At 51.1% G+C, this 20,200-nt stretch carries 14 protein-coding genes; 9 read left to right on the top strand and 5 right to left on the bottom strand.

The features are described 5' to 3' along the window. Positions 1–36: 36 nt before the first annotated feature. Together NSU01_RS25355 and NSU01_RS25350 are read left to right on the top strand one after the other, a co-directional pair. Entirely contained in the window at positions 37–993 is a 957-nt protein-coding gene (locus tag NSU01_RS25355; RefSeq protein ID WP_256703897.1) for a family 43 glycosylhydrolase, read from the top strand. A 201-nt stretch (positions 994–1,194) separates the two neighbouring features. After that, the gene (locus tag NSU01_RS25350) at positions 1,195–2,772 is read left to right on the top strand and encodes a family 78 glycoside hydrolase catalytic domain (RefSeq protein WP_076244471.1); all 1,578 of its coding nucleotides are present in this window, start codon (positions 1,195–1,197) and stop codon (positions 2,770–2,772) included. Between the two features lie 57 nt (positions 2,773–2,829). Here NSU01_RS25350 and NSU01_RS25345 read toward each other — a convergent pair whose 3' ends face one another. Genes NSU01_RS25345 through NSU01_RS25335 form a run of 3 tightly spaced genes read right to left on the bottom strand, consistent with a single transcriptional unit; the run spans position 2,830 to position 7,197 of the window. Continuing rightward, complete coding sequence (locus NSU01_RS25345) at positions 2,830–3,822, bottom strand: helix-turn-helix domain-containing protein (RefSeq protein ID WP_076244473.1); 993 nt, start codon at positions 3,820–3,822, stop codon at positions 2,830–2,832. Further along, positions 3,803–5,383 (bottom strand): response regulator, encoded by a 1,581-nt coding sequence (locus NSU01_RS25340; RefSeq protein ID WP_076244475.1) that lies wholly within the window; start codon positions 5,381–5,383, stop codon positions 3,803–3,805. The genes NSU01_RS25345 and NSU01_RS25340 overlap by 20 nt, the downstream gene beginning before the upstream one ends. A 20-nt stretch (positions 5,384–5,403) precedes the next feature. After that, a complete protein-coding gene (locus NSU01_RS25335) occupies positions 5,404–7,197 on the bottom strand; it encodes a sensor histidine kinase (RefSeq protein WP_042139015.1) in 1,794 nt (597 codons plus the stop codon). 150 nt (positions 7,198–7,347) lie between these two features. Between NSU01_RS25335 and NSU01_RS25330 the strand changes: the two genes are divergently transcribed. From NSU01_RS25330 to NSU01_RS25300, 7 genes are all read left to right on the top strand, one after another. Further along, positions 7,348–8,730, top strand: coding sequence for an extracellular solute-binding protein (locus NSU01_RS25330; protein WP_076244476.1), 1,383 nt, complete (start codon positions 7,348–7,350; stop codon positions 8,728–8,730). Positions 8,731–8,811: 81 nt separating this feature from the next. Then, positions 8,812–9,693 carry a sugar ABC transporter permease gene (locus NSU01_RS25325; protein ID WP_076244478.1) on the top strand — a complete coding sequence of 294 codons (882 nt, stop codon included), beginning with the start codon at positions 8,812–8,814 and terminating at the stop codon, positions 9,691–9,693. After that, positions 9,690–10,592, top strand: a complete 903-nt coding sequence (locus NSU01_RS25320) for a carbohydrate ABC transporter permease (RefSeq protein WP_081970091.1) — start codon at positions 9,690–9,692, stop codon at positions 10,590–10,592. Before NSU01_RS25325 ends, NSU01_RS25320 begins: the two co-directional genes overlap by 4 nt. A 154-nt stretch (positions 10,593–10,746) precedes the next feature. Continuing rightward, a complete protein-coding gene (locus NSU01_RS25315) occupies positions 10,747–12,939 on the top strand; it encodes an MMPL family transporter (protein ID WP_076244480.1) in 2,193 nt (730 codons plus the stop codon). Positions 12,940–13,077: 138 nt separating this feature from the next. After that, on the top strand, positions 13,078–14,277 hold the full coding sequence (locus NSU01_RS25310; RefSeq protein ID WP_042139010.1) for a sensor histidine kinase: 1,200 nt from the start codon (positions 13,078–13,080) through the stop codon (positions 14,275–14,277). Beyond that, a complete protein-coding gene (locus NSU01_RS25305; RefSeq protein WP_042139009.1) occupies positions 14,274–14,927 on the top strand; it encodes a response regulator transcription factor in 654 nt (217 codons plus the stop codon). The genes NSU01_RS25310 and NSU01_RS25305 overlap by 4 nt, the downstream gene beginning before the upstream one ends. 156 nt (positions 14,928–15,083) lie before the next feature. Continuing rightward, positions 15,084–15,845: an SDR family oxidoreductase gene (locus tag NSU01_RS25300; RefSeq protein ID WP_076244482.1), complete on the top strand. Its 762-nt coding sequence runs from the start codon at positions 15,084–15,086 to the stop codon at positions 15,843–15,845. Positions 15,846–16,498: 653 nt separating this feature from the next. On the opposite strand, the gene NSU01_RS25295 is transcribed toward NSU01_RS25300, so the two are convergent. Continuing rightward, positions 16,499–18,160, bottom strand: a complete 1,662-nt coding sequence (locus NSU01_RS25295) for a ribonuclease J (RefSeq protein WP_231575193.1) — start codon at positions 18,158–18,160, stop codon at positions 16,499–16,501. A gap of 134 nt (positions 18,161–18,294) precedes the next feature. Next, positions 18,295–20,181 carry a PAS domain S-box protein gene (locus NSU01_RS25290; protein WP_076244484.1) on the bottom strand — a complete coding sequence of 629 codons (1,887 nt, stop codon included), beginning with the start codon at positions 20,179–20,181 and terminating at the stop codon, positions 18,295–18,297. Between the last annotated feature and the right edge of the window lie 19 nt (positions 20,182–20,200).

Below are 20,200 nucleotides of genomic sequence, written 5' to 3'. Positions count from 1 at the left end.
CTGCTGGCGGCCTTCGGGGACGGACATAGCTACATAATGAATGAAACAATCACCAACCCGGTTGTCCTACAGCGGGCAGACCCCTGCATTTACCGGCATAGTGACGGCTATTATTACTTCACCGCTTCGGTTCCCGAATATGACTGGATTGAGCTGCGGAGAGCCCGGACGATCGGCGGACTTACAGCCAGCGAGCCTGTCGTCATCTGGACGAAGCATACCACCGGTATTATGAGCGGTTATGTATGGGCGCCGGAAATTCATTACATCAGCGGGAAGTGGTACATCTATTTCTCCGCCGGCAGTGATGATGCACCTTTTGCACAGCGTCTGTATGTACTGGAGAATGTTTCTGACAATCCGCTGGAAGGAAGCTGGGAGGAGAAGGGGAGAATCTATACCGCATGGGATACGTTCTCGCTGGATGCCACTACCTTTGCGCATGCGGGATCGCAGTATCTGGTGTGGGCGCAGGAGGACCCTTCGGTTCAGGGGAACTCCAGCCTGTTTATCTCGAAGATGGCTAATCCATGGACGCTGGAAGGTGAGCAGATCCTGCTGACCCGGCCGGACTATGAGTGGGAGACGATTGGATACCGTGTAAATGAAGGGCCTGCTGTTATGAAAAAGAACGGAAGAGTTCTCCTGACCTATTCGGCCAGCGCGACCGATCACCATTACTGCATGGGCCTGCTTACCGCACCGGATGACAGCAATCTGCTGGACCCCGGCTCGTGGACGAAATCCCCGGTCCCCGTCTTTACGACCAGCGAAGAGAACGGCCAGTACGGTCCGGGACATAACAGCTTTACGGTAACGGCAGATGGAACGCAGGACCTGCTTGTCTATCACGCCAGAAATTATAAGGAAATAGAGGGAGATCCCTTGAATGACCCTAACCGTCATACCCGTGTCCAGCCTGTGGCATGGGGAGAAGACGGACTGCCGGTATTCGGATTGCCGGTGCCGGATGGCCATGAGCTAACTTTATAGAATGAGGAAGGGGTACCCGGCATGCGCCAAGCAGCCGGGTACCCCTTCTTGCTGAGCAATGGATTATCCAAATAGTGTTCCCTAATAGGGAAGCAAACTGTAATAAGAGCAAGATCTGCTGTATTCACTGCATGTTCAAACGGGCTGGATTGCGTTTTACTAGAGGAGGAAACAAGCTTACCCCAGGGAGGAACTACAAGTATGACACAAGCTATGCAGCGTCAGAAAGCCGTATCCATTCGTAAAAATGAGGCGTTTGCCGCAGTTGCCGCGCAGCTGGAGCCCCGGCTTATTCAGCGGGAATGTACGCCGAAGCAGGTCGTCCGGATGATAAGGAATGAACAGCTGATCCATGGCTGGCAGGCAGAAGCGGTGCAACACGCACAAGACCTGCCCGGCATGTCATTCGGCAAAGGTGAAGAGGTGATTGTGGATTTCGGCGAGCATCTGGTCGGAGCTCTGGCAATCCGGATCGTTCCCGTCGGCAGCCCGCCGGATGCCCCGCTGCATCTGCAGATTACACTTGGTGAAATGCCGGTGGAGATGGCGGAACCCTTCTCGGAATACAACGGATGGCTTAGCAGCTCCTGGCTGCAGGAGGAGCGGATTCATCTGGATGTACTCCCCGCTGCCCTGAAGCTGGAACGAAGATACAGCTTCCGGTATCTCAAGCTAAAGGTTCTGGATACCTCGCCCAAGTACAAGGTATCCTTTGCCGGCATCAGCTGCACAGCTGTAACCTCGGCCGACCGCTCTGCGTTATCCGCCACGCTCACCTCTGCGGACGCGGAGCTGCAGGTGATCGATGAAGTCAGCGTAAAGACGCTGGAGGAGTGTATGCAGGAGGTGTTCGAGGACGGGCCCAAGCGGGACCGCAGACTATGGCTTGGTGACCTGCGGTTGCAGGCGCTCGCCAATTATGAGACATTCTCAGGCAACGGTCTTGTGAAACGCTGTCTGTACCTGTTCGCAGCTTATCCGGATGAACGGGGAAGGATCACAGCCAATTTGTTCATGAAGCCGCAGGTCATAGCGGACGATACGTATCTCTATGATTATTCACTCTTTTTTGTCTCTGTGCTTCACGATTATTTCCTGGCTACGGGTGACCGTAATACGCTGGAGGAGCTGTGGCCGTCTGCTTACCGGCAGATTGAGCTGGGGCTGGAGCGGCTCGACGAACGCGGAATCGTTGCTGATGACGAGAGCTGGTGGGCCTTTATTGACTGGCACCCTAACCTGAACAAGCAGGCCCCTTCCCAAGCTATCTTAATCTATAATTTGAAGCGCGCGCTGCATCTGGCAGCTTTGCTCGGAGATGAGCGTAAGGCTACGCTGGAGCGGACAATCGGAGAGCTTACACAAGCGGCGGCGGAGCATTTATGGGACGCCCAATCCGGCTGCTTCATCAGCGGCAGGGACAGACAGCTCTCCTATGCGTCACAGATCTGGATGGTGCTGGCTGAAGTTCCGGAACCGGAGCAGGCGAAGGCGCTCATGCTGAGGCTGCTGGAGGACAAGTCTGCGATTCCGATGTCCACACCTTATATGGTTCATCACTTCATTGAGGCGCTGATTCAGGTAGGCGAGAGGGAGACAGCCATCCGGGAGATCAAGAAGTACTGGGGGCAGATGATTAAGGACGGAGCGGATACGTTCTGGGAGCTGTATGATCCAAACGACAAGAGCTTTTCACCTTACGGCAGTCATCTGATTAACAGCTATTGCCATGCCTGGAGCTGTACTCCGGCTTATCTGATCCGTAAATATCAGCTGTAGAAGCAACTGGATAAGGCAGCAGCGCGAACAACCTGAGCATCCGCAGCAAGCGGCGTCTCAGGTTGTTTGGTTATGCTTGCGGTAGAGCAGCGGAGTTAACCCGTAGCGCTCAACGAATTTCTTGTGGAAAAAGCTCAGGCTTTCATAGCCGCATTCGCCGGCAATCTCTCCGATAGAGCGGCCGCTGCTGGTGAGCAGGAGAGCCGCATAAGCCATACGATGCTCCTGAACCAGCTCCCCGAAGGTTTTGCCGGTGCTTTTCTTCAGCAGATTGCCCAGATAATTCGGATTGAAGTTAAAGTGAGCAGCCAGATCCTTCAGGGAACAATGACGGAAATGCCGCTCAAGATACTGCAGAATCTCCAGCAGATCGGCCCGTTTGGTCAACGGAAGCCCGCTTAAGGCAGGATCTTGGTTCAGTACCCGCATGAGCTCCGTGAATACGATGACCATATAGCCGCTGATCATATCCGCCGAGAACTCACGGGGATCGAAATACTCGCACATAAGGCTGGCGAGAACATGGTGAAGGTTCAGGCAGTGCTCCGAGCGGAAGAGGAGATAACGGTCATGGGCGGTGGAAGGAGACTGGGCATTGACCAGAAAGTCGGTTAATCTCCCGTCAATGCCGAGGCGTGTCAGAAATGCCGCGCTCAGCGTTTCCTTGCGCATCAGAATATTAATCAGAATGTCATCCTCATCCAGAATGGATATCGAATGGGGCATATCCGTATCGAGCAGGCAGATCTGGCCTTGAGTCAGCTCAATGTCAGAGCCGCCGATCCTCTGACGGCAGCGGCCGGAGTACATGTAATTAAGCTCGATAAAGGAATGGGTATGCTCCGGCATCGCCGCAAACCTGTGATGCTTGCTGATATGATAATCACCCTGGCGGAAGAAGAGGTGTTCCGGCAGACGCGGAACCCGTTCTCCGGGCGGCAGGGTCATTTCTTGGCCGCCGAACTCTTCGATGTTGCGGCGGGTGAGCCGCTGCTTGGCTTCTATGGTATTATGGCGGCGCAGAGCCTGTTCAAGCTCCCGGTGATCCATCCGGTCCGGTCTCCTTTCCGGCTACACTAAGCTTCCGGTATTCTTCAGGTGTGTGTCCCGTCATTTTCTTGAACAGCCGGAAAAAGTATTTGGCGTTGTCGATTCCTAAAGCTTTGGCGATCTTATAAATCTTATCCTCACTTGTGCGCAGCAACAGCTTGGCACGTTCAATACGCTCTTTGTTGACATAATCAATCAGATTCTCACCGGTCTTTTCTTTGAACAGAAAACTCAGGTAGCTCGGGCTGATGTAGAACAGACCTGACAGATGCTCAAGTGTGACGGGAGAAGCTATGTTTTTGCGGATATACACCTTCACATTGTCGATGACATTTGGCGAAGAGTACACCGATTGCTCCTTGAGCAAGTCCGCTGCGGAGGTGAGCACCGTCAGGAAGTACAGCCGGATCTCCTCAGCATCGAACGAGATGCTAAGCACGGCTTCCAGGCTCGAAGACGGATGCTGTCCGTTCTGGGCCGGGAAGTAAGCAGCGATCAGCGTTTTGACCTCAGCGATGATATGCCGGCAATTCTCTTTGAGCTGATGAATGGTCGCCGCAGGCTGCCCGCGGTAATAGTCAAAATAATCGAGCACCCCTTCAGTGACCTTTCCAGTGTTGCCCGATTCAATGAAAAAGATCAGGTCCCGGCTGCCTTCCCACATCACGGGCGTGGTCTGGTAGCTGCCGGGATGGTAGAGGAAATACTGGCCCTGGTCTGCGATGGCCCGGCAGTTCAGGGCAGACATAGATTCCTCGCGTGCCTGCTGCAGCCCGGACACAGTGCTTATTACACTGCTGATGCCAATGCAGGCCTGGGGTCCTGTCCCGGCAATCAGCTTCCGGGCTTCTGAGGCGGCCAGTTCCAGGATCTCGGTCTCTGGAAGTGAACTGTCATAGAGCTGGAGAGAGAAGGCCACCTTCCTGCTCTGCGGGTGCAGAAGAAACAGGCGGGTCCCCTCCAAAGCAGGCTCCTGGGCAGCTAATTCTTCCGGTGTATAGAGAGTTAACAGGACCATTCTGCCGGCAGACATGAGATTCCGCATGGGGGCAGAGCGGAACACGGGCGGGTGCTCCACGGGATAAAACCCGGAAATATATTGCAGCAGGGCATGCATATCTCCAAGCAGACTGAGCTGCTCAGCTTCTCTGGTGATGCTCAGCGTCTCCGCCTTGGAGGACTGCTCACTTTCGATTGCGGTTACCGCTTTGGAGATGGCATCAAGGATTTCTTCTTTACTGAACGGCTTCAGCAGATAATGGACTACGCGCGCCGAAATGGCCTCCTGCATATATTCGAAATCAGAGTAGCCGCTGATTACGATAATCTTTTTGTCGGGATATTGGCTTTGCAGCTGCCGGAGCAGGGATTTGCCGTCCATTACCGGCATCCGCATGTCGGTGAAGATCAGATGCGGGTCCTGTGTACGGACGAGCTCAAGGGCATCCCCGCCGTTGTCTGCTTCACCGCAGAAGCTGAGCTCAGCAGTTACGCTGCGGATCTTCTTCAGCAGGCCCTGGCGGATCAAAGGCTCGTCGTCGACAATGATGAATTTGTACATGGTCCAGCCTACTTTCAGTGTTATTTGGAGGGGAGAGTCAAGGTTATGGCCGTACCCGCCGCAGGTTCGCTGGTAATCGCCAGTCCGAAGTCGGAGCCGTAGTAGAGAGCGATGCGGGAGTGCACATTCTTAATGCCGATGCTCTGTCTGCTGCGATGCCCCAGCCCCATGAACTCAGGCTGCAGCTCCAGCAGCTCCTGAATCTCATTCAGCCGTTCGGCGGGAATACCGATCCCGTCATCGCGGATTTCAAAGATAATCCGCCCGCTATCCGGCTCCAGGTAGCCTCTGAGCAGAAGCAATCCGCTGCCCTTCTTGTTCTCTAATCCGTGGTAGACGGCATTTTCCACCAAAGGCTGAAGAATCAGCTTGAGAATTCTGGCTTCCAGCACAGCCGGCTCCATTTCTTTGACATAACGGATTTTGCTGCCATAGCGGATCTGCTGGATGGTCATATAGTTATCGACATGCTGCAGCTCTTCCCGGGCAAGCACCAGCTCACTGTCGGTCTTGATGCTATAACGGAACATGTCCCCCAGGGATTTGGTCATCACTGCAATGCTGTCTACCTCCTCAATCTCGGCGATACTGTTGATAGATTCAAGTGTATTGTACAGGAAATGTGAATTAATCTGGGCTTCAAGCGCTTTCATCTGCGAGTCCATGGTCAGGATTTTATTCTGGTAGCTTTCCCTGACAAAGGTATCGATGTCCTTCATCATCTTGTTGTATTCCGTATACAGGAAGCCGATTTCGTCCACCCGCTGAGGCTCAATATCGGTCGTGATGAACTTTTGTGATTTGTTTTTGCGCATGATCCGGGCCAGACGGGTAATCGGTTTGGTAATCCAGTTGGACAGCAGGACAGAGAGCAGAATGAAAATAACGGCGCAGGTCAGAGAAATGTAAACGATCAGCTTCCGGGATATCCCGTATTTCTCATACAGCCCGCTTAGTGAGATATTGGCGATGACACTCCAGTGATAGACCGGAAGCTTTTGAATCACAGTTAACATGTCCCCGTCGTAAAATTCCAGCTCATCGCCCGCCATGGCCTCCGTTCTGCGGATTAAGGCGCTTGGCAGCCGGGTGTCGGTGTTCTTGCCGGTACTGTCATAGATAATGTTGCCGTCGTCATTCGCCAGGACAAAGTAGCTCATATTGGGTACGGCATCCTGGTTCAGGCCCTTGAAAATATCCAGGCTGCAGTCCAGCATGAATACGCCGAGGAACTCTTGGGTCTTCATATCGTAAAGCGCCCGGGAGAAGACAAGGGAAGGTTCAGAGTTAATGATATAGGGCTTTACACCGGGTTCTCCGATATAAAGCTGGCCTTTGCTGGCTATGGTCTGCTGATACCAGTCATCCTGGAACGGGACATAGCCGACCTGAAGCTCGGCGGTGCTGCCGTAGCTGATGTTTTTGCCGTCAGGGGCAAAAAGATAAATTCCGTTAACATAATCATAGCTGAGCAGCAAATTCTCGAAGATCAGCTTCAGCTTGTTCTGTATAATGAAAATGTCGTAGGAGTCGCTGGTAAGTGCCAGCTTCTTCAGTTCATCACTTACTGTACTGTATGCGGTTGCACTCGAGGACTGCTGCTGAATGGTCAGCGAGATGCGTTCAATATTTCCGAAAATGTCCTCAATGCCCTGAACCGTATTATGAACGGTGTTGGAGGCAACAAGTGAGGTCTGCTGGTTGACCAGATCGGTATAGCTCTGATAGGAGCTATACGTGACAATGACAATCGGAATGACGGAGACAAGAACCAGCGCCAGAAAAAGCTTTGTTTTGATACTGACAAATTTCATACTTGTTTCCTCCGATGTAGAAGACCGTAAAATAGTGCACCTTAAATGCAAAAGTAATTATACCGCTTTCACGATTAAGATATCAATACAGCCACCGGGAATAAGGGCGGCCGGGAAATCGAAGGTATAGAAGAATAGGGAGGTTATTTAATGAAAACGCGATCAAAGAAACGGACGGGCACGCTGCTGCTGGCGTTAATGCTTACACTGCTTGCCGGCTGCGGATCAGGAAACAACGGGAATCAGCCGGCCAATAATGGGAACGCTTCAACCACACCGGAGGCTGAGGCAACGGCCGCAGCGGCCACAGATACCGCCAGCAGCGCCAAGAAGGTGACGCTCACAATGATGGTATCCGGCACGAAAGCCCCGGACGGACAGGATTTTGCACTCGATATCATGCCTAAGCTCGTCAAGGAGAAATTCCCTAACGTGACACTGGAAACCTCGAAGCTTCCGGATGAGCAGTATTTCACTTCTATCCGTACCAAGCTTGCTTCAGGCCAAGGGCCGGATATTTACTGGGTTTTCCCGAGAAATGCATCCCTTGGAGTGCTGGATATGGCCAAAGCTGGTTATGCGGCCGACCTGTCCGACCTGACCTTCTGGGATAACATCAGCCAGGGAGCGAAGGAGGATATGTCATACGAGGGCAAGCCTTACGGAATCGCAGGCGGCCTGGATTACCTGGGGGTCTACTATAATCAGGACTTGTTCAAGCAAGCGGGCATTACGGAAATGCCGCAAGACTGGCCTTCATTCCTTGAAGCCTGCCAGAAGCTGAAGGACGCGGGTATTACTCCAATCTCACTGGCGGATAAAGACCCGTGGTTCCTGCAGTTCGGAATGTATCAGATTGCCGCGAATGTTGTTTACCCGGATGAAATGGATTTTGACACCAAGCTTCAGGCGGGTGAGAAATCACTGTCAGATCCGAAATGGGCAGCGACAATCTCCAAGATGAAGGAATTGTACGACAAAGGCTATGTGGTCAAAAATTCACTCGGACTTGGAAGTGCCCAAGCGGCTCAGCTGTTTATTGACGGCAAATCGGCGATGATTTTTGACGGAACCTGGGATTATGCTACATTAACGGCCAAAGGTGCAGCTGACTTTACCCGCGGATTCTTCTCCCTGCCGGCGAATGAAGCAGGACAGCCGACTTACGTGTCCGCTGCAACTGCTGCCGGGTTCGCATTGAATGCCAAGTCGGAGAATCTGGATGTCGCCAAAGAAGTGATGAATTATCTGTTTGACGGCCAGTCTGACCTGTTCAAAGCCTGGACCGGAGCGAACAGCTCGATCAGTGTATATAAAGGTGTGGCCCTGAACCATGAACTCTTCAAGGAAGTCAACGATTCCTACCTGAATAACGGAAAGTCCGTATACTTCCCCAATCAGATGTGGCCGACAGGTGTAGCTGAAGAAATGGAAGCTAAATTTGCTGAAATTATCGGCGGACGCAAGACCACTCCGGAGCAGGTCACAGAGGCTATGGATGCGAAGTTCAAGGAATTGTGGAAGAACAAATAAGATATAACTGATCATTGTTCCGCCAGCCTGTCATCTATCAGCGGGAGGCGGAACAATTGTGGACAGGAGGATAAGACAGAGATGAAATCTACTGTAATGAAAAAAACGATGTATTTCTTCGCAGTCCCGGCGCTGCTCTTTTATTTGACCTTTTGGATCTTTCCGATTACCAAGCTGTTTCAATATAGTGTGACGGACTATAACGGGTTTGCTCAGACCTTCAATTATATCGGCTTCGATAATTACAAGGCTTTGTTTAACGGAGGGACGCTCGGTAATTCGATCAGCAACACACTGGTTTATACCGTAGTCAGTGTAGTGGCGGGCAACCTGATCGGACTTGCGCTGGCGCTGCTGCTGAACATGAAGATCCGGGGGAAGGGCTTCTACCGCTCGATCTCGTACATTCCAACGTTGTTCAGTGCAATTGTGGTCGGTTTCATCTGGAGCTATGTCTATATGCCGGACAGCGGGATGATTGCCACATTCCTGGATAAGCTGGGCATTCCGAATGACAACTTAAACTTCCTGGGCAGCTATTCATCTGCGCTATACTCGATCATTTTCGTGGAAATCTGGAAGAATGTCGGCACAACGATGATTATCTTCCTCGCAGGGCTGCAAACGGTTCCGAATGATCTGCTGGAGGCTGGCCGGATTGACGGCTGCGGCGGCTGGAAGCTGCTGCGTTATGTGAAGCTTCCTCTGCTTGCCACATCGATTACGATCAACACGACGCTGAGCCTGATCAACGGGCTGAAGGCCTTCGACTTCCCGTTCATTATGACCAATGGCGGTCCCGGAACTTCGACTAACACCCTGATTTATTCAATTTATAAAATGGCCTTCACGGAGCAGATGTTCGGCAAGGCTTCGGCGCTGGGGATTATTTCGTTTATCCTGATTATCGCTGTTACCGCCGTCTCGGTACGGCTGATGAATAGAAAAGAGGTGTCAGCATGAGCAGCGGAACCACAGCAGGTAAAATGCTGCAGCCTGAGCCTGCCTTAAAGACGCGTAAACCGTTCAATCCCGGAGCTTTGCTTAAAAAAATACTGCTTCAGCTGCTGGTCATCGTGATTATGGTGCTCAATCTGATTCCGCTGGTGATTGTGTTATCCACCTCACTGCGGTCTCCGGATAACAATACGAATCCGCTGAATTTGTTCAATGAGCTTTCCTTTGCCAGTTACCGGACAGCTTTTGAGCGGATGCATTTTGGGACTGCTCTCCTGAACAGTGTGGTGCTGACGGCCATTTCCGTACTGCTGGTAGTGGTCTTCGCAGCTATGGCATCCTATCCGATGGCGCGGATCAAAAGCAGATGGAGCCAGTTCCTGTACCTCTTCTTCCTGGCCGGTCTGGTTGTCCCGGGGCAGATGGTGCTGATCCCCATTGTGCAAATGATCAACAGCCTGGGGATTCCCAGCACGCAGTACACGCCGATTCTAATGTTTGTAACCTGCAGCCTGCCGTTCTCCACCTTCCTGTATACCGGCTTTATCCGCAGCGGTGTCCCGGAAGAAGTAGAGGAAGCAGCCCATATTGACGGTGCGGGACTCTTCCGCCGGTTCTGGACGGTCGTATTCCCGCTGCTGATTCCGGTCACGGTGTCCGTGATCATCACGCAGGGCATCTGGATCTGGAATGATTATTTCTTCAATATGACGTTTATCTCCAAGTCGTCGCAATCTCCGCTGCCGCTGGCTATGCTCGGCTTCATGGGCGATCAGCAGAACCCGACTCAATGGAATGTGCTGTTTGCAGCCTGTATGCTGTGCGCACTTCCGCTTCTGATTGCCTTCTCTTTTCTGCAGAAGTATTTCGTAGGGGGACTTACGGTGGGTTCGGTTAAGGGATGAAATGAAGATTTCCGGTAAGGCCCCTATCCGGGGCCTTTTCGGCGTCTGCCCGAAAGGGCAGACGCTTCCCGCCCGATCGGACGATGGCAGCAGGCTCACACGTCTATAAGATAAGGGCATAGAGAAGAACTTACACAGAGGAGACGATACTGTTATGGCGAAATTATTATACCGGCTGGGATATTGGTCGGCGAAGAACCGGTTAAAGGTCCTCATTGGAAGCCTTATGCTGGTGGTGGTGGCAGCGATTGTGGCGTTGTCGATGGGGATCCATTTCGGTGAGGAGACCCGTATTCCCGGGCTTGCTTCACAGAAAACACTCGAGGTTATGAACAAGGAATTCCCGAATCCGCAAGGAAATCTTGGGACAACCCAATTGGTGCTGAAGGCGCCGGACAACGAAACCTTATCTTCAGAAGCATCCAAGGAGCTGATTGCCGGGAAGCTCAAGGAAGCGGCAGCGGACCCGGAGGTAGCTTCAGTTGTAAGTCCGTACGACAATCATTCATTGAATGCGGAGGGTACCGTCGGGTATGCCACGATTACTTATAACGTTCCGGGTGATGATGTTACTGAGGAATCGAAGGATTCCGTTCTTGAAATCGCAGACTCACTTCGGGACACGGGCTGGCAGGCAGAACTGATCGGGGACGGCTATGTAAAAATGGCAACCAGCAGTCCGGCTGAAGGACTTGGGGTATTGCTGGCTCTGGTGATTCTCGCTGTTGCACTCGGCTCCATCCTTACCGGTGTTCTTCCGGTGCTTACAGCAGGTCTGGGCCTCGGATTTGGCATTATGCTGATTATCATCGGAACAAGTATACTGGATATCCCTTCCTTTGCCCTGTCACTGGCCGGAATGCTTGGGCTGGCTGTTGGCATCGATTATGCACTATTCATTATTGCCAGATACCGCCAGCAGCTGGCGGAAGGATATGAGAGACGCGAAGCGATTGCCATCGCGAACGGCACAGCCGGAAGTGCGGTTGTATTTGCAGGAGTAACCGTCATTATCGCGCTGCTGGGGTTCTCCTTCGTTGGCGTCCCCTTCCTTACCGCGATGGGAGCAGCAGGTGCGCTCTGTGTGCTCACCGCAATATTGACATCCATATTCGTAGTTCCTGCGGTATTGGATTTGCTGGGCGGCCGGATTAAGGCTCCTGCTAAGCGTTCCCGGAATAGAGGCAGCAAGCAAAAAAACGCAGGCAGCGGGAATTTGTGGGGAACGTTTGTTACCGGGCAGCCATTAATAGCTGTCGTGGCAGGTGTAGCGCTGCTGGCAACCATTGCGCTGCCGTTCTTTCACATGGAGACGGGTCTGGGGAATGACGGGCAGAAATCGCCGGATACCACTGAACGCCGGGCATACGATCTCTTGTCTGATACCTACGGTGCAGGCTACCACGGACCGTTGGTCATTCTGGCCGAAACGGATGGCGGAGAAGAGGCGGCGGCTAATCTTAATAAAGTAATGGAGGAAGTGAAAACCTATCCCAATGTGGTTGCCGTAAATCCGGCAGTCACCGGCCCTTCCGGTAAAGTGTCGCTGATTACCGTCATGCCGGCGACGGGTCCTAATGATTCCGAAACGATCGATCTTGTGCATCTGATTCGGGATAAAGCCCCGGCCATTGAACAGCAGGATCATGTCAAGATTGGTGTAACGGGCAGCACTGCCGTCAACATTGATATCACCCAGAAATTGAACCAGGCGTTGCCTAAATTCTGCCTGATCATCGTCGGCTTGGCTTTTGTGCTGCTGATGCTGGTGTTCCGTTCGATTCTGGTACCGGTCAAGGCTGTACTGGGATTCATTCTGTCGCTGGGGGCAACCTTAGGCTTTGTCACCTTTGTCGTACAGGATGGCTATTTCCAGAAGCTGTTTGGATTCTATGCAGAGGCACCGGTATTCAATTTCCTGCCGATCATCGTAGTGGGTGTACTGTTTGGGTTGGCGATGGACTACGAAGTCTTCCTGGTCAGCCGGATGCGTGAAGCCTTCAAGAAGAGCGGAGATGCCAAACAGTCGGTTCTTGCCGGTATCCATCACAGTGGAGGAGTGGTAACCGCAGCCGGACTGATTATGGTCGCTGTATTTACCGGCTTCATTCTGGCAGAGGAGCCGATGGTTAAGGTCATGGGACTGGCGCTTGCCTTTGGAGTTCTCTTTGATGCCTTTATCGTCCGGATGCTTATTGTTCCCGGCGTGATGACCTTGCTTGGGAAGTCGGCCTGGTATTTCCCGAAGTGGCTGGACCGCCTGCTGCCGAACCTGGATGTCGAAGGTGAGGAAGTAATGAAGGAAGTAGAGCTGAAGCATTCGCAGAAGGTGTCCAGATCGGCGTAGATACTCAATAACGATAATGAATATATAGATTACTGGCAGCAGGGATCGGCGGATAGCCGGTTCCCTGCTGCCAGTCTGTGGACCGGAAGATGTGAACCGATGCTTCAGTAATGTATAATTGCGTGGGAGGCCGATCCTATGGAAGAAAACAAACCAACAGTTAATCAGTTTATAAATGATTTGTTCGTAGCGAGACTGCCGACTGTCATCTGGACATCGGTCGTATATATTTCCACTGTGTTTCTTCAGTTTTACCATGATCCGCAGATATTGTCTCCCTCAGTATTCACAGGATTATTCTCAGTTCATGTACTGCTGCACTGGTTTTCATACAAGTTTACGAATAAACAATTCTGGCTGTATTTCTCTATACAAGGCGTTCTAATTTACTGGTGTGCAATTCTGATGCCGGGCGGATACCAGGCGGTTCTAATCGGACTGCTCCCCGTGCTTATTGCCCAGAGTCTCAACTCTTCTATTCAGATCAAAAGAATATCCATTGCTGCTATTGTCAGCGTGATCATCTTTTTTGACGCCGGTCTGACGGTTGGGGATACGAAAGAAATCATTTTTTTGCTCCCGATATTCGTGTTAATGCTGATCATTATGTTTGCTTTTGCAATTATGTTCTTCCGGCAGGTGCACGAGCGCCAGCGCATTCAGAGCTTTCTCCAGGATCTGCAGGAAGCTCATAAGAAGGTGGAGGAATTGACGCTCGCCAATGAACGGCAGCGGATGGCCAGGGATTTGCATGATACGCTGGCCCAGGGGGTGGCGGGGCTGATTATGCGGCTTGAGGCTGCGGATGCACACTTGTCACGCGGTAATACTGAGAGGACCGGGGAGATTATTAAACAGTCCATGCAGCAGGCCCGCAGGACCTTGGCTGATGCACGGGGAGCAATCGATAATTTACGGCTCAAATCAGCGCCGGAAATTGATTTCAAGGAGTCGGTTGAAGATGAAATCCTGCATTTTACAGACTCCACGGGTATTCCTGTAGTTACAGACCTTAAACTGACCAGACGTTTATCCAGATTGCTGATGGAGCACAGCTCCCATATCGTTAAAGAATGTCTGACGAATATCGCCCGGCATGCGCGGGCCGACAAGGTTTGGGTGTCATTGTCGGATGAGAAGGGCCGGCTATCGATCGGAATTACCGACAACGGAATCGGATTCAACACCGAAGCTATTGGCAGGGATGCCGGTCATTACGGGTTGTTAGGATTACAGGAAAGAGTAAGACTTCTTGGCGGGGAGTTGAAAGTATTCAGTAATTCTCAAGGGACAACGGTTACGATTGAGACACCACTGGTTAAGGGAGAATTCATATGAGCATATATAAAATTCTGATTGTGGACGATCATTACGTAGTCCGCGAGGGGCTCAAGCTTATCCTGGAGACGGGTGAGGAGTTCCAGGTTGTCGGTGAGGCCGGGAACGGGCAGCAGGCTCTGCCTTTGATAGACGAGCTGCAGCCGGATGTGATCCTGATGGACCTCAACATGCCTGTGATGAGCGGACTGGAAACGATGGAACAGCTGAAGAGCAGGAATAGTACGGTTCCGGTCATTATTTTGACCACCTACAACGAAGATGAATTAATGATTAAAGGTCTGGCGCTTGGAGCGAAAGGGTATCTGTTGAAGGATACCAGCCGGGAGAACCTGTTCCGGAATATAAAGTCGGCGGTACGCGGGGAGACTTTACTCACTGCCGATATCATGGAACGTGTCCTGTCTGTCCGTGACAAGCAGCAGGCTCCGGTCCCTTCCCGGGACGCCGGTTCCCTGCTCAGTGAACGGGAAGTGTTCATCCTGCAGAGTGTGTCCCGGGGGGACACCAGCAAAGCCATCGCCCTCGATATGGGTGTCTCTGAGCGGACAGTTAAAGCTCATCTGACCAACATATACAACAAGCTGGGTGTGGATTCCAGGCCGCAGGCAGTGGCTACCGCCCTGGAGCGGGGATTATTGAATATGTAACATGCGGAGACCGTTTCTGCATGTTTTTTTTTGCCCGAAAGGGCAGGCCGCTTTTCCCGTTAGGACGATGTTAAAGAATCCTGTGCTCTGTATGATTAAGGCATAAAAGAACATTACCCCAATCATTGCAGGATGGATAACAAGGAGGAATAGTATATGCGTTTGAATAATAAAGTAGCAGTCATTACAGGTGCCGCTTCAGGAATGGGCAAGGCCATTGCGGAGTTATACGCGGAAGAAGGTGCCAGGGTCATCGTGTCCGATCTGAACCTGGAAGGAGCTGAAGCCGTTGCGGCCGGTATCAGGACGAACGGCGGAGAGGCGGTTGCCATCCAGACTAATGTTGCCCTTGAACACGACATTCATGAGATGATCGATCTGGCAGTTTCCACCTTTGGTACGCTTGATATTCTGGTTAATAACGCTGGCATTATGGATAATATGGCGCCAGCCGGTGATGTTACAGATGAGAAATGGGAGCTGATATTTGATGTGAACACGAAAAGTGTGATGCGGGCCATACGCAAGGCATTGCCGATTTTTCTGGATAAAGGAAAAGGAGTTATCGTAAATACAGCTTCGACGGGGGGCTTCTGCGGTGCACATGCCGGTGTCGCTTATACCGCCTCCAAACACGCAGTGGTCGGCATTACGAAGAACACCGGATTTATGTATGCCCAGCAAGGAATCCGATGTAATGCAATCGCTCCCGGTGCGACAATGACGAATATCGTCAATACGATAAACAATGTAAATGAGCTTGGTGCGGCACGCACTAAGGTAATCAAAGGGGTAATTCCCCGCCTCGGGCAGCCTGAGGAAATCGCCAAGGTGGCTCTATTCCTTGCATCGGATGAATCCAGTTTCATCAACGGTGCTGTAATTACTGCGGATGCAGGCTGGACAGCAGGCTTCTAACTCACAGTCTGCCGCCATATGCCTAAATAGAAATTGAGGTGTTTCAGGTGATCCGTCTGTCAGTCGTCGTACCGGTTTATAATGAAGAAGACAATATAAACGATCTGTATTTGAGTATTACGGAAGCGCTGAGCGGCAGAATTGAGAGTTATGAAATCTGGAGACCGATCCCCGGGATATATTCAGACTGATACCTTTTATAGAAAGGATCGATTTTGTAAACGGAAGACGGCTGGAGCGTAAAGACACGGGACTTATGAGGATATCCTCACGGCTCGGCAATGGAATCCGCAACTGGATTACAGGAGAAGCGGTTTATGATACAGGCTGCCCAATGAAGCTGTTCACCCGGGAGGTCGGGACAGCTTTCATTTATACAATGGAATGCACCGTTTTCTGCCGACACTGGCCAAGATGAACGGGTTCTCGGTCGTTGAAGTTACGGTAACCCATCAAATAAGAAAGCACGGCGTCTCAAAATATGGAATTTGGAAGAGCGGGTGTACCGGCTTGATGGATGCAATGGTGATTGGCTGGCTCAAAAAAAGAGGGATTCTGTACCAGATCAAAAACGAATCCAGGTGAATTCCGGGATTCTTTGAAGGAGGGGTAACGGCCTGTCTTTGGTAGAACACCAAAAGCAGGCCGTTATTTTATACTTCAATAATAATCGGAAGGATCATGGGACGGCGTTTCGTCTTCTCATAAAGAAATTTGCTTAATGTAACCTTTAGGGTCTGCTTAATAATATTCCACTGACCTAAGTCAGCCTCGCTCATCTTCTGGAGAGTTGCCTTGACCAGCTGATTGATCTCATCCATCAGATTGTCTGAATTGCGGACATAAATGAATCCCCGGGAAATCGTATCCGGCTCGTTCAACAGCCGTCCATCCGATTGACTAAGGGTAATAACCGTGATCAGTACCCCGTCAGCAGACAATTGGCGCCGGTCCCGCAAGACTACATTGCCAATGTCGCCAATTCCAAGGCCATCCACAAAAATCTGCCCGGCAGTCACCCTACCTGATTGGCGGACAACCCCTTCTGCCGACTCCACCAGCTCGCCATTTTTGAGCAGGAAGATATGATCCCCCTGTACCCCGACAGCTTCGGCCAATAAGCGGTGGTGATGCAGCATCCGGTATTCACCATGAATCGGAATGAAGTACTCCGGCTTCATTAAGGTCAGCATCAGCTTTAATTCCTCCTGGCTGCCGTGGCCGGACACGTGAAGCTCGCTGCGCGATCCATAAATCACCCGTGCGCCGAGGAGATAGAGATTGTCTACAATCCTGGATACATTGCGTTCATTGCCCGGAATCGGATTGGCTGCAAGGAGTACGGTATCTCCGGCACCGATTTCCATCTGCCGGTTGCTTGAATTTGCCAAGCGGGATAGTGCCGCCATAGGTTCGCCTTGACTTCCCGTGCACAGGACAGCTACTTCCTGCGGAGGCAGCTTGGCAGCCTCCGCAGGTTCGACCAGCATACCGTCCGGAATGCTCAAATATCCCAGATCACGGGATACGGCAACAACGTTCACCATACTCCGTCCAAGCAAGGCGAGCTTGCGTCCTGTCACAACCGCAGCGTCTACAACCTGCTGCAGCCTGTGCACATTGGAGGCGAAGGTGGAGACAAAGATTCTGCGCTCTGCTTTTTTGAAGGCATCTTCCAGATGAGCGCCAACAAGCTGTTCGGATGGAGTGAAGCCGGGACGTTCAGCATTCGTGCTCTCCGAGAGCAGAAACCGGACCCCTTTTTTGCCAATGTCCGCCATTTTATGTATATCCGGATATTGCTTGTTGACCGGGGTCATATCGAATTTGAAGTCCCCTGTGTGGACCACCGTTCCTTCGGGAGTATCAAAGACAACACCCAGGCAGTCCGGAATACTGTGATTGGTATTAAAGAAGCTAGTGGTGATTTGGCCGAACGTGAGGATCGAGTCTGAATTGATGCAGTTCAGGCTGGTTTGACGGAGAAGCCCGTGTTCTTTGAGTTTATTCTCGATTAATCCCAGGGTCAGGCGGGAGGCGTAGAGAGGAATGTTTAATTGTTTCAGCAGGTAAGGGATGCCTCCGATGTGGTCCTCATGTCCGTGAGTTACAACCAGTGCCCGTACCTTATCGATATTTTCTAATAAAAAAGCTACATCCGGAATAATTAAGTCGATCCCAAGCAGGCTCTCGTCAGGAAATTTGGATCCGCAATCAATAGCCACGATATCATCCCCATATTGCAGGAAATACATATTTTTTCCTATCTCGTGAACACCGCCTAATGCAGCAATCCGTAGCCGTTCTTTTGACATTGTGAGCACCCCTTCCATATATAAATCATCTTTATTATGTTTGGGTGTGCAGGATATTATCCAGATTTCTAATCATATACTAGACGCATTAGCAGACCTCCGGTATATTCTGCGAAGGTCTGCGCATCCATATCCTATTTTTGCACAAACTGGTTTATAAGCTTCAGAATGACTTCACGCTTTACAGGCTTACTGACATATTCGTCCATCCCTGCAGCCAGGCACTTTTCCCGGTCCCCCTTCAGCGCATTGGCTGTAACCGCGATGATAGGCGGACTCTTCTCCTTAAGCTCCTCTCTGATCCTCTTCACTGCCTCGAAGCCGTTCATAATCGGCATATGCAGATCCATTAATATGAGATCAAACGGCTCTTTGCATGCTGCTTCAACTGCATCTATCCCGTTTGTTACGGTAGTAATCCTGTGACCTATTTTTTCAAGTGTCTTGGTCATCACCAGCTGGTTAATATAATTGTCTTCGGCAAGGAGGATGCTCACTTCGCGTGAGGCAGGGAGTTTGTTCATGGGAGTCTCTTGGCTGTAAATGTCTTCAGCTTTCTTGGGCTTGATCGTGAAGGTGAAGGAGGAGCCTCTTTTGCCGTCACTCTCTGCATAGATCTCGCCGCCCATCATGCCGATAATTCTGCGGCTGATAGCAAGGCCAAGACCGGTGCCTTCATGCTGGCGGGACATAAAACTGTCAATCTGCGCGAAGGGCTCAAAGATCTCGTTAAGCCGGGAGGGATTAATTCCAATGCCTGTATCTGTCACCGTGAAGGCCAACATGAACGGAGCTTCCCGGACAAGCTTCACTTTTACCGATATACTGCCGCTCTGCGTGAATTTCACAGCATTGCCGAGCAGGTTCAGAAGTACCTGCTTTAAACGTTCGCTGTCACCGTATATATGGTCGGGAACATCATGATTTATGCTGCTGGAGAGTTCCAGGTTCTTTTGGGCAGCACTTATGGAAATGACAGCAAAGCTGTCCTTGATGCATTTGCGCAGATCAAATGTATGCTCCTGCAGTTCAGTCCGGCCTGCCTCGATTTTGGACAAATCAAGGATGTCATTGATAATATTGAGCAGGGTTTCTCCGCTTTTACGGATAATTTCCACATAGCTGTGCTGCTCTCCGGTAAGCTCCGTGGTGTCGAGCAGGATATCCGTCATGCCCACAACCCCGTTCATCGGAGTGCGGATTTCATGGCTCATCATAGCCAGGAACTCGCTTTTCGCCCTGTTTGTGGATTCGGCGGCTTCCTTGGCAAGCAGCAGCTGTCTCTGCTCGGAAATGTCTTTGCATATAAGGTAGAATCCGATATTTTGATTATTCACGTAAATCGGTGCAATACTGGTAAGCACTTCTATGACTTCTCCATTTTTGGTGTAAAGCGTGTTGATATGCTGATCAACCGATTCATCATATAGAGATCTGTCCAGAATGTTCTGGACACACTCCTGTCCAATCAGAAGGGCCAGTTCCATCCCGATCAGGTCAGACTCGATGGAGTAGCCGGTTATTTTTTCAGCCATACTGTTGGCGTTAATAATCCGGCCGTCCAAGCCAAAGGAAATGACGGAGTCATGGTTGTATTTTTTTAGCGATGTGTACCGCTCTACGGACTCCTGAAGGCGCTGCTCGGATTCCTTTTGCTTAGTGATGTCAACGATTTGACAAATGTAATACGATGGATGATCCTCTCCGCTGAAAAACTTGAGAGTGAGCATTCCCCACATCTGATCCCCTTTTTTTGAAAGAAACCGCGTTTCAAGCTGTATATCCGTCCGGTCACCCATGAGCTCCCTAAGATCATGTATATTTCCGAATTCATCATCGGGATTGAAAAGCTCTTGCAGCTTCATTCCGTCAAGCTCAGCCTTGGAATAGCCAAAGATCCGTTCCATGGCGGGGTTAACCGTCAATATCACACCTTCTGATCCAACAAGTGCGATTCCAAAGGAGGCATTATCTATGACCTGCTGGTTGAAACGTTCCTGATTCAGGTTTACGCGATGCATGGTGTCCTCCTTAAGTAAG

The organism is Paenibacillus sp. FSL H8-0259 (genome assembly GCF_037963255.1).
GTDB lineage: Bacteria > Bacillota > Bacilli > Paenibacillales > Paenibacillaceae > Paenibacillus_AQ > Paenibacillus_AQ phytohabitans.
This window is presented reverse-complemented; position numbering and strand designations above follow the sequence as displayed.

Coding starts and splice junctions, on each gene's coding strand:
- NSU01_RS25355 (WP_256703897.1), top strand. CDS start 37: ATGAATGAAACAATCACCAACCCGGTTGTCCTACAGCGGGCAGACCCC.
- NSU01_RS25350 (WP_076244471.1), top strand. CDS start 1,195: ATGACACAAGCTATGCAGCGTCAGAAAGCCGTATCCATTCGTAAAAAT.
- NSU01_RS25345 (WP_076244473.1), bottom strand. CDS start 3,822: ATGGATCACCGGGAGCTTGAACAGGCTCTGCGCCGCCATAATACCATA.
- NSU01_RS25340 (WP_076244475.1), bottom strand. CDS start 5,383: ATGTACAAATTCATCATTGTCGACGACGAGCCTTTGATCCGCCAGGGC.
- NSU01_RS25335 (WP_042139015.1), bottom strand. CDS start 7,197: ATGAAATTTGTCAGTATCAAAACAAAGCTTTTTCTGGCGCTGGTTCTT.
- NSU01_RS25330 (WP_076244476.1), top strand. CDS start 7,348: ATGAAAACGCGATCAAAGAAACGGACGGGCACGCTGCTGCTGGCGTTA.
- NSU01_RS25325 (WP_076244478.1), top strand. CDS start 8,812: ATGAAATCTACTGTAATGAAAAAAACGATGTATTTCTTCGCAGTCCCG.
- NSU01_RS25320 (WP_081970091.1), top strand. CDS start 9,690: ATGAGCAGCGGAACCACAGCAGGTAAAATGCTGCAGCCTGAGCCTGCC.
- NSU01_RS25315 (WP_076244480.1), top strand. CDS start 10,747: ATGGCGAAATTATTATACCGGCTGGGATATTGGTCGGCGAAGAACCGG.
- NSU01_RS25310 (WP_042139010.1), top strand. CDS start 13,078: ATGGAAGAAAACAAACCAACAGTTAATCAGTTTATAAATGATTTGTTC.
- NSU01_RS25305 (WP_042139009.1), top strand. CDS start 14,274: ATGAGCATATATAAAATTCTGATTGTGGACGATCATTACGTAGTCCGC.
- NSU01_RS25300 (WP_076244482.1), top strand. CDS start 15,084: ATGCGTTTGAATAATAAAGTAGCAGTCATTACAGGTGCCGCTTCAGGA.
- NSU01_RS25295 (WP_231575193.1), bottom strand. CDS start 18,160: ATGTCAAAAGAACGGCTACGGATTGCTGCATTAGGCGGTGTTCACGAG.
- NSU01_RS25290 (WP_076244484.1), bottom strand. CDS start 20,181: ATGCATCGCGTAAACCTGAATCAGGAACGTTTCAACCAGCAGGTCATA.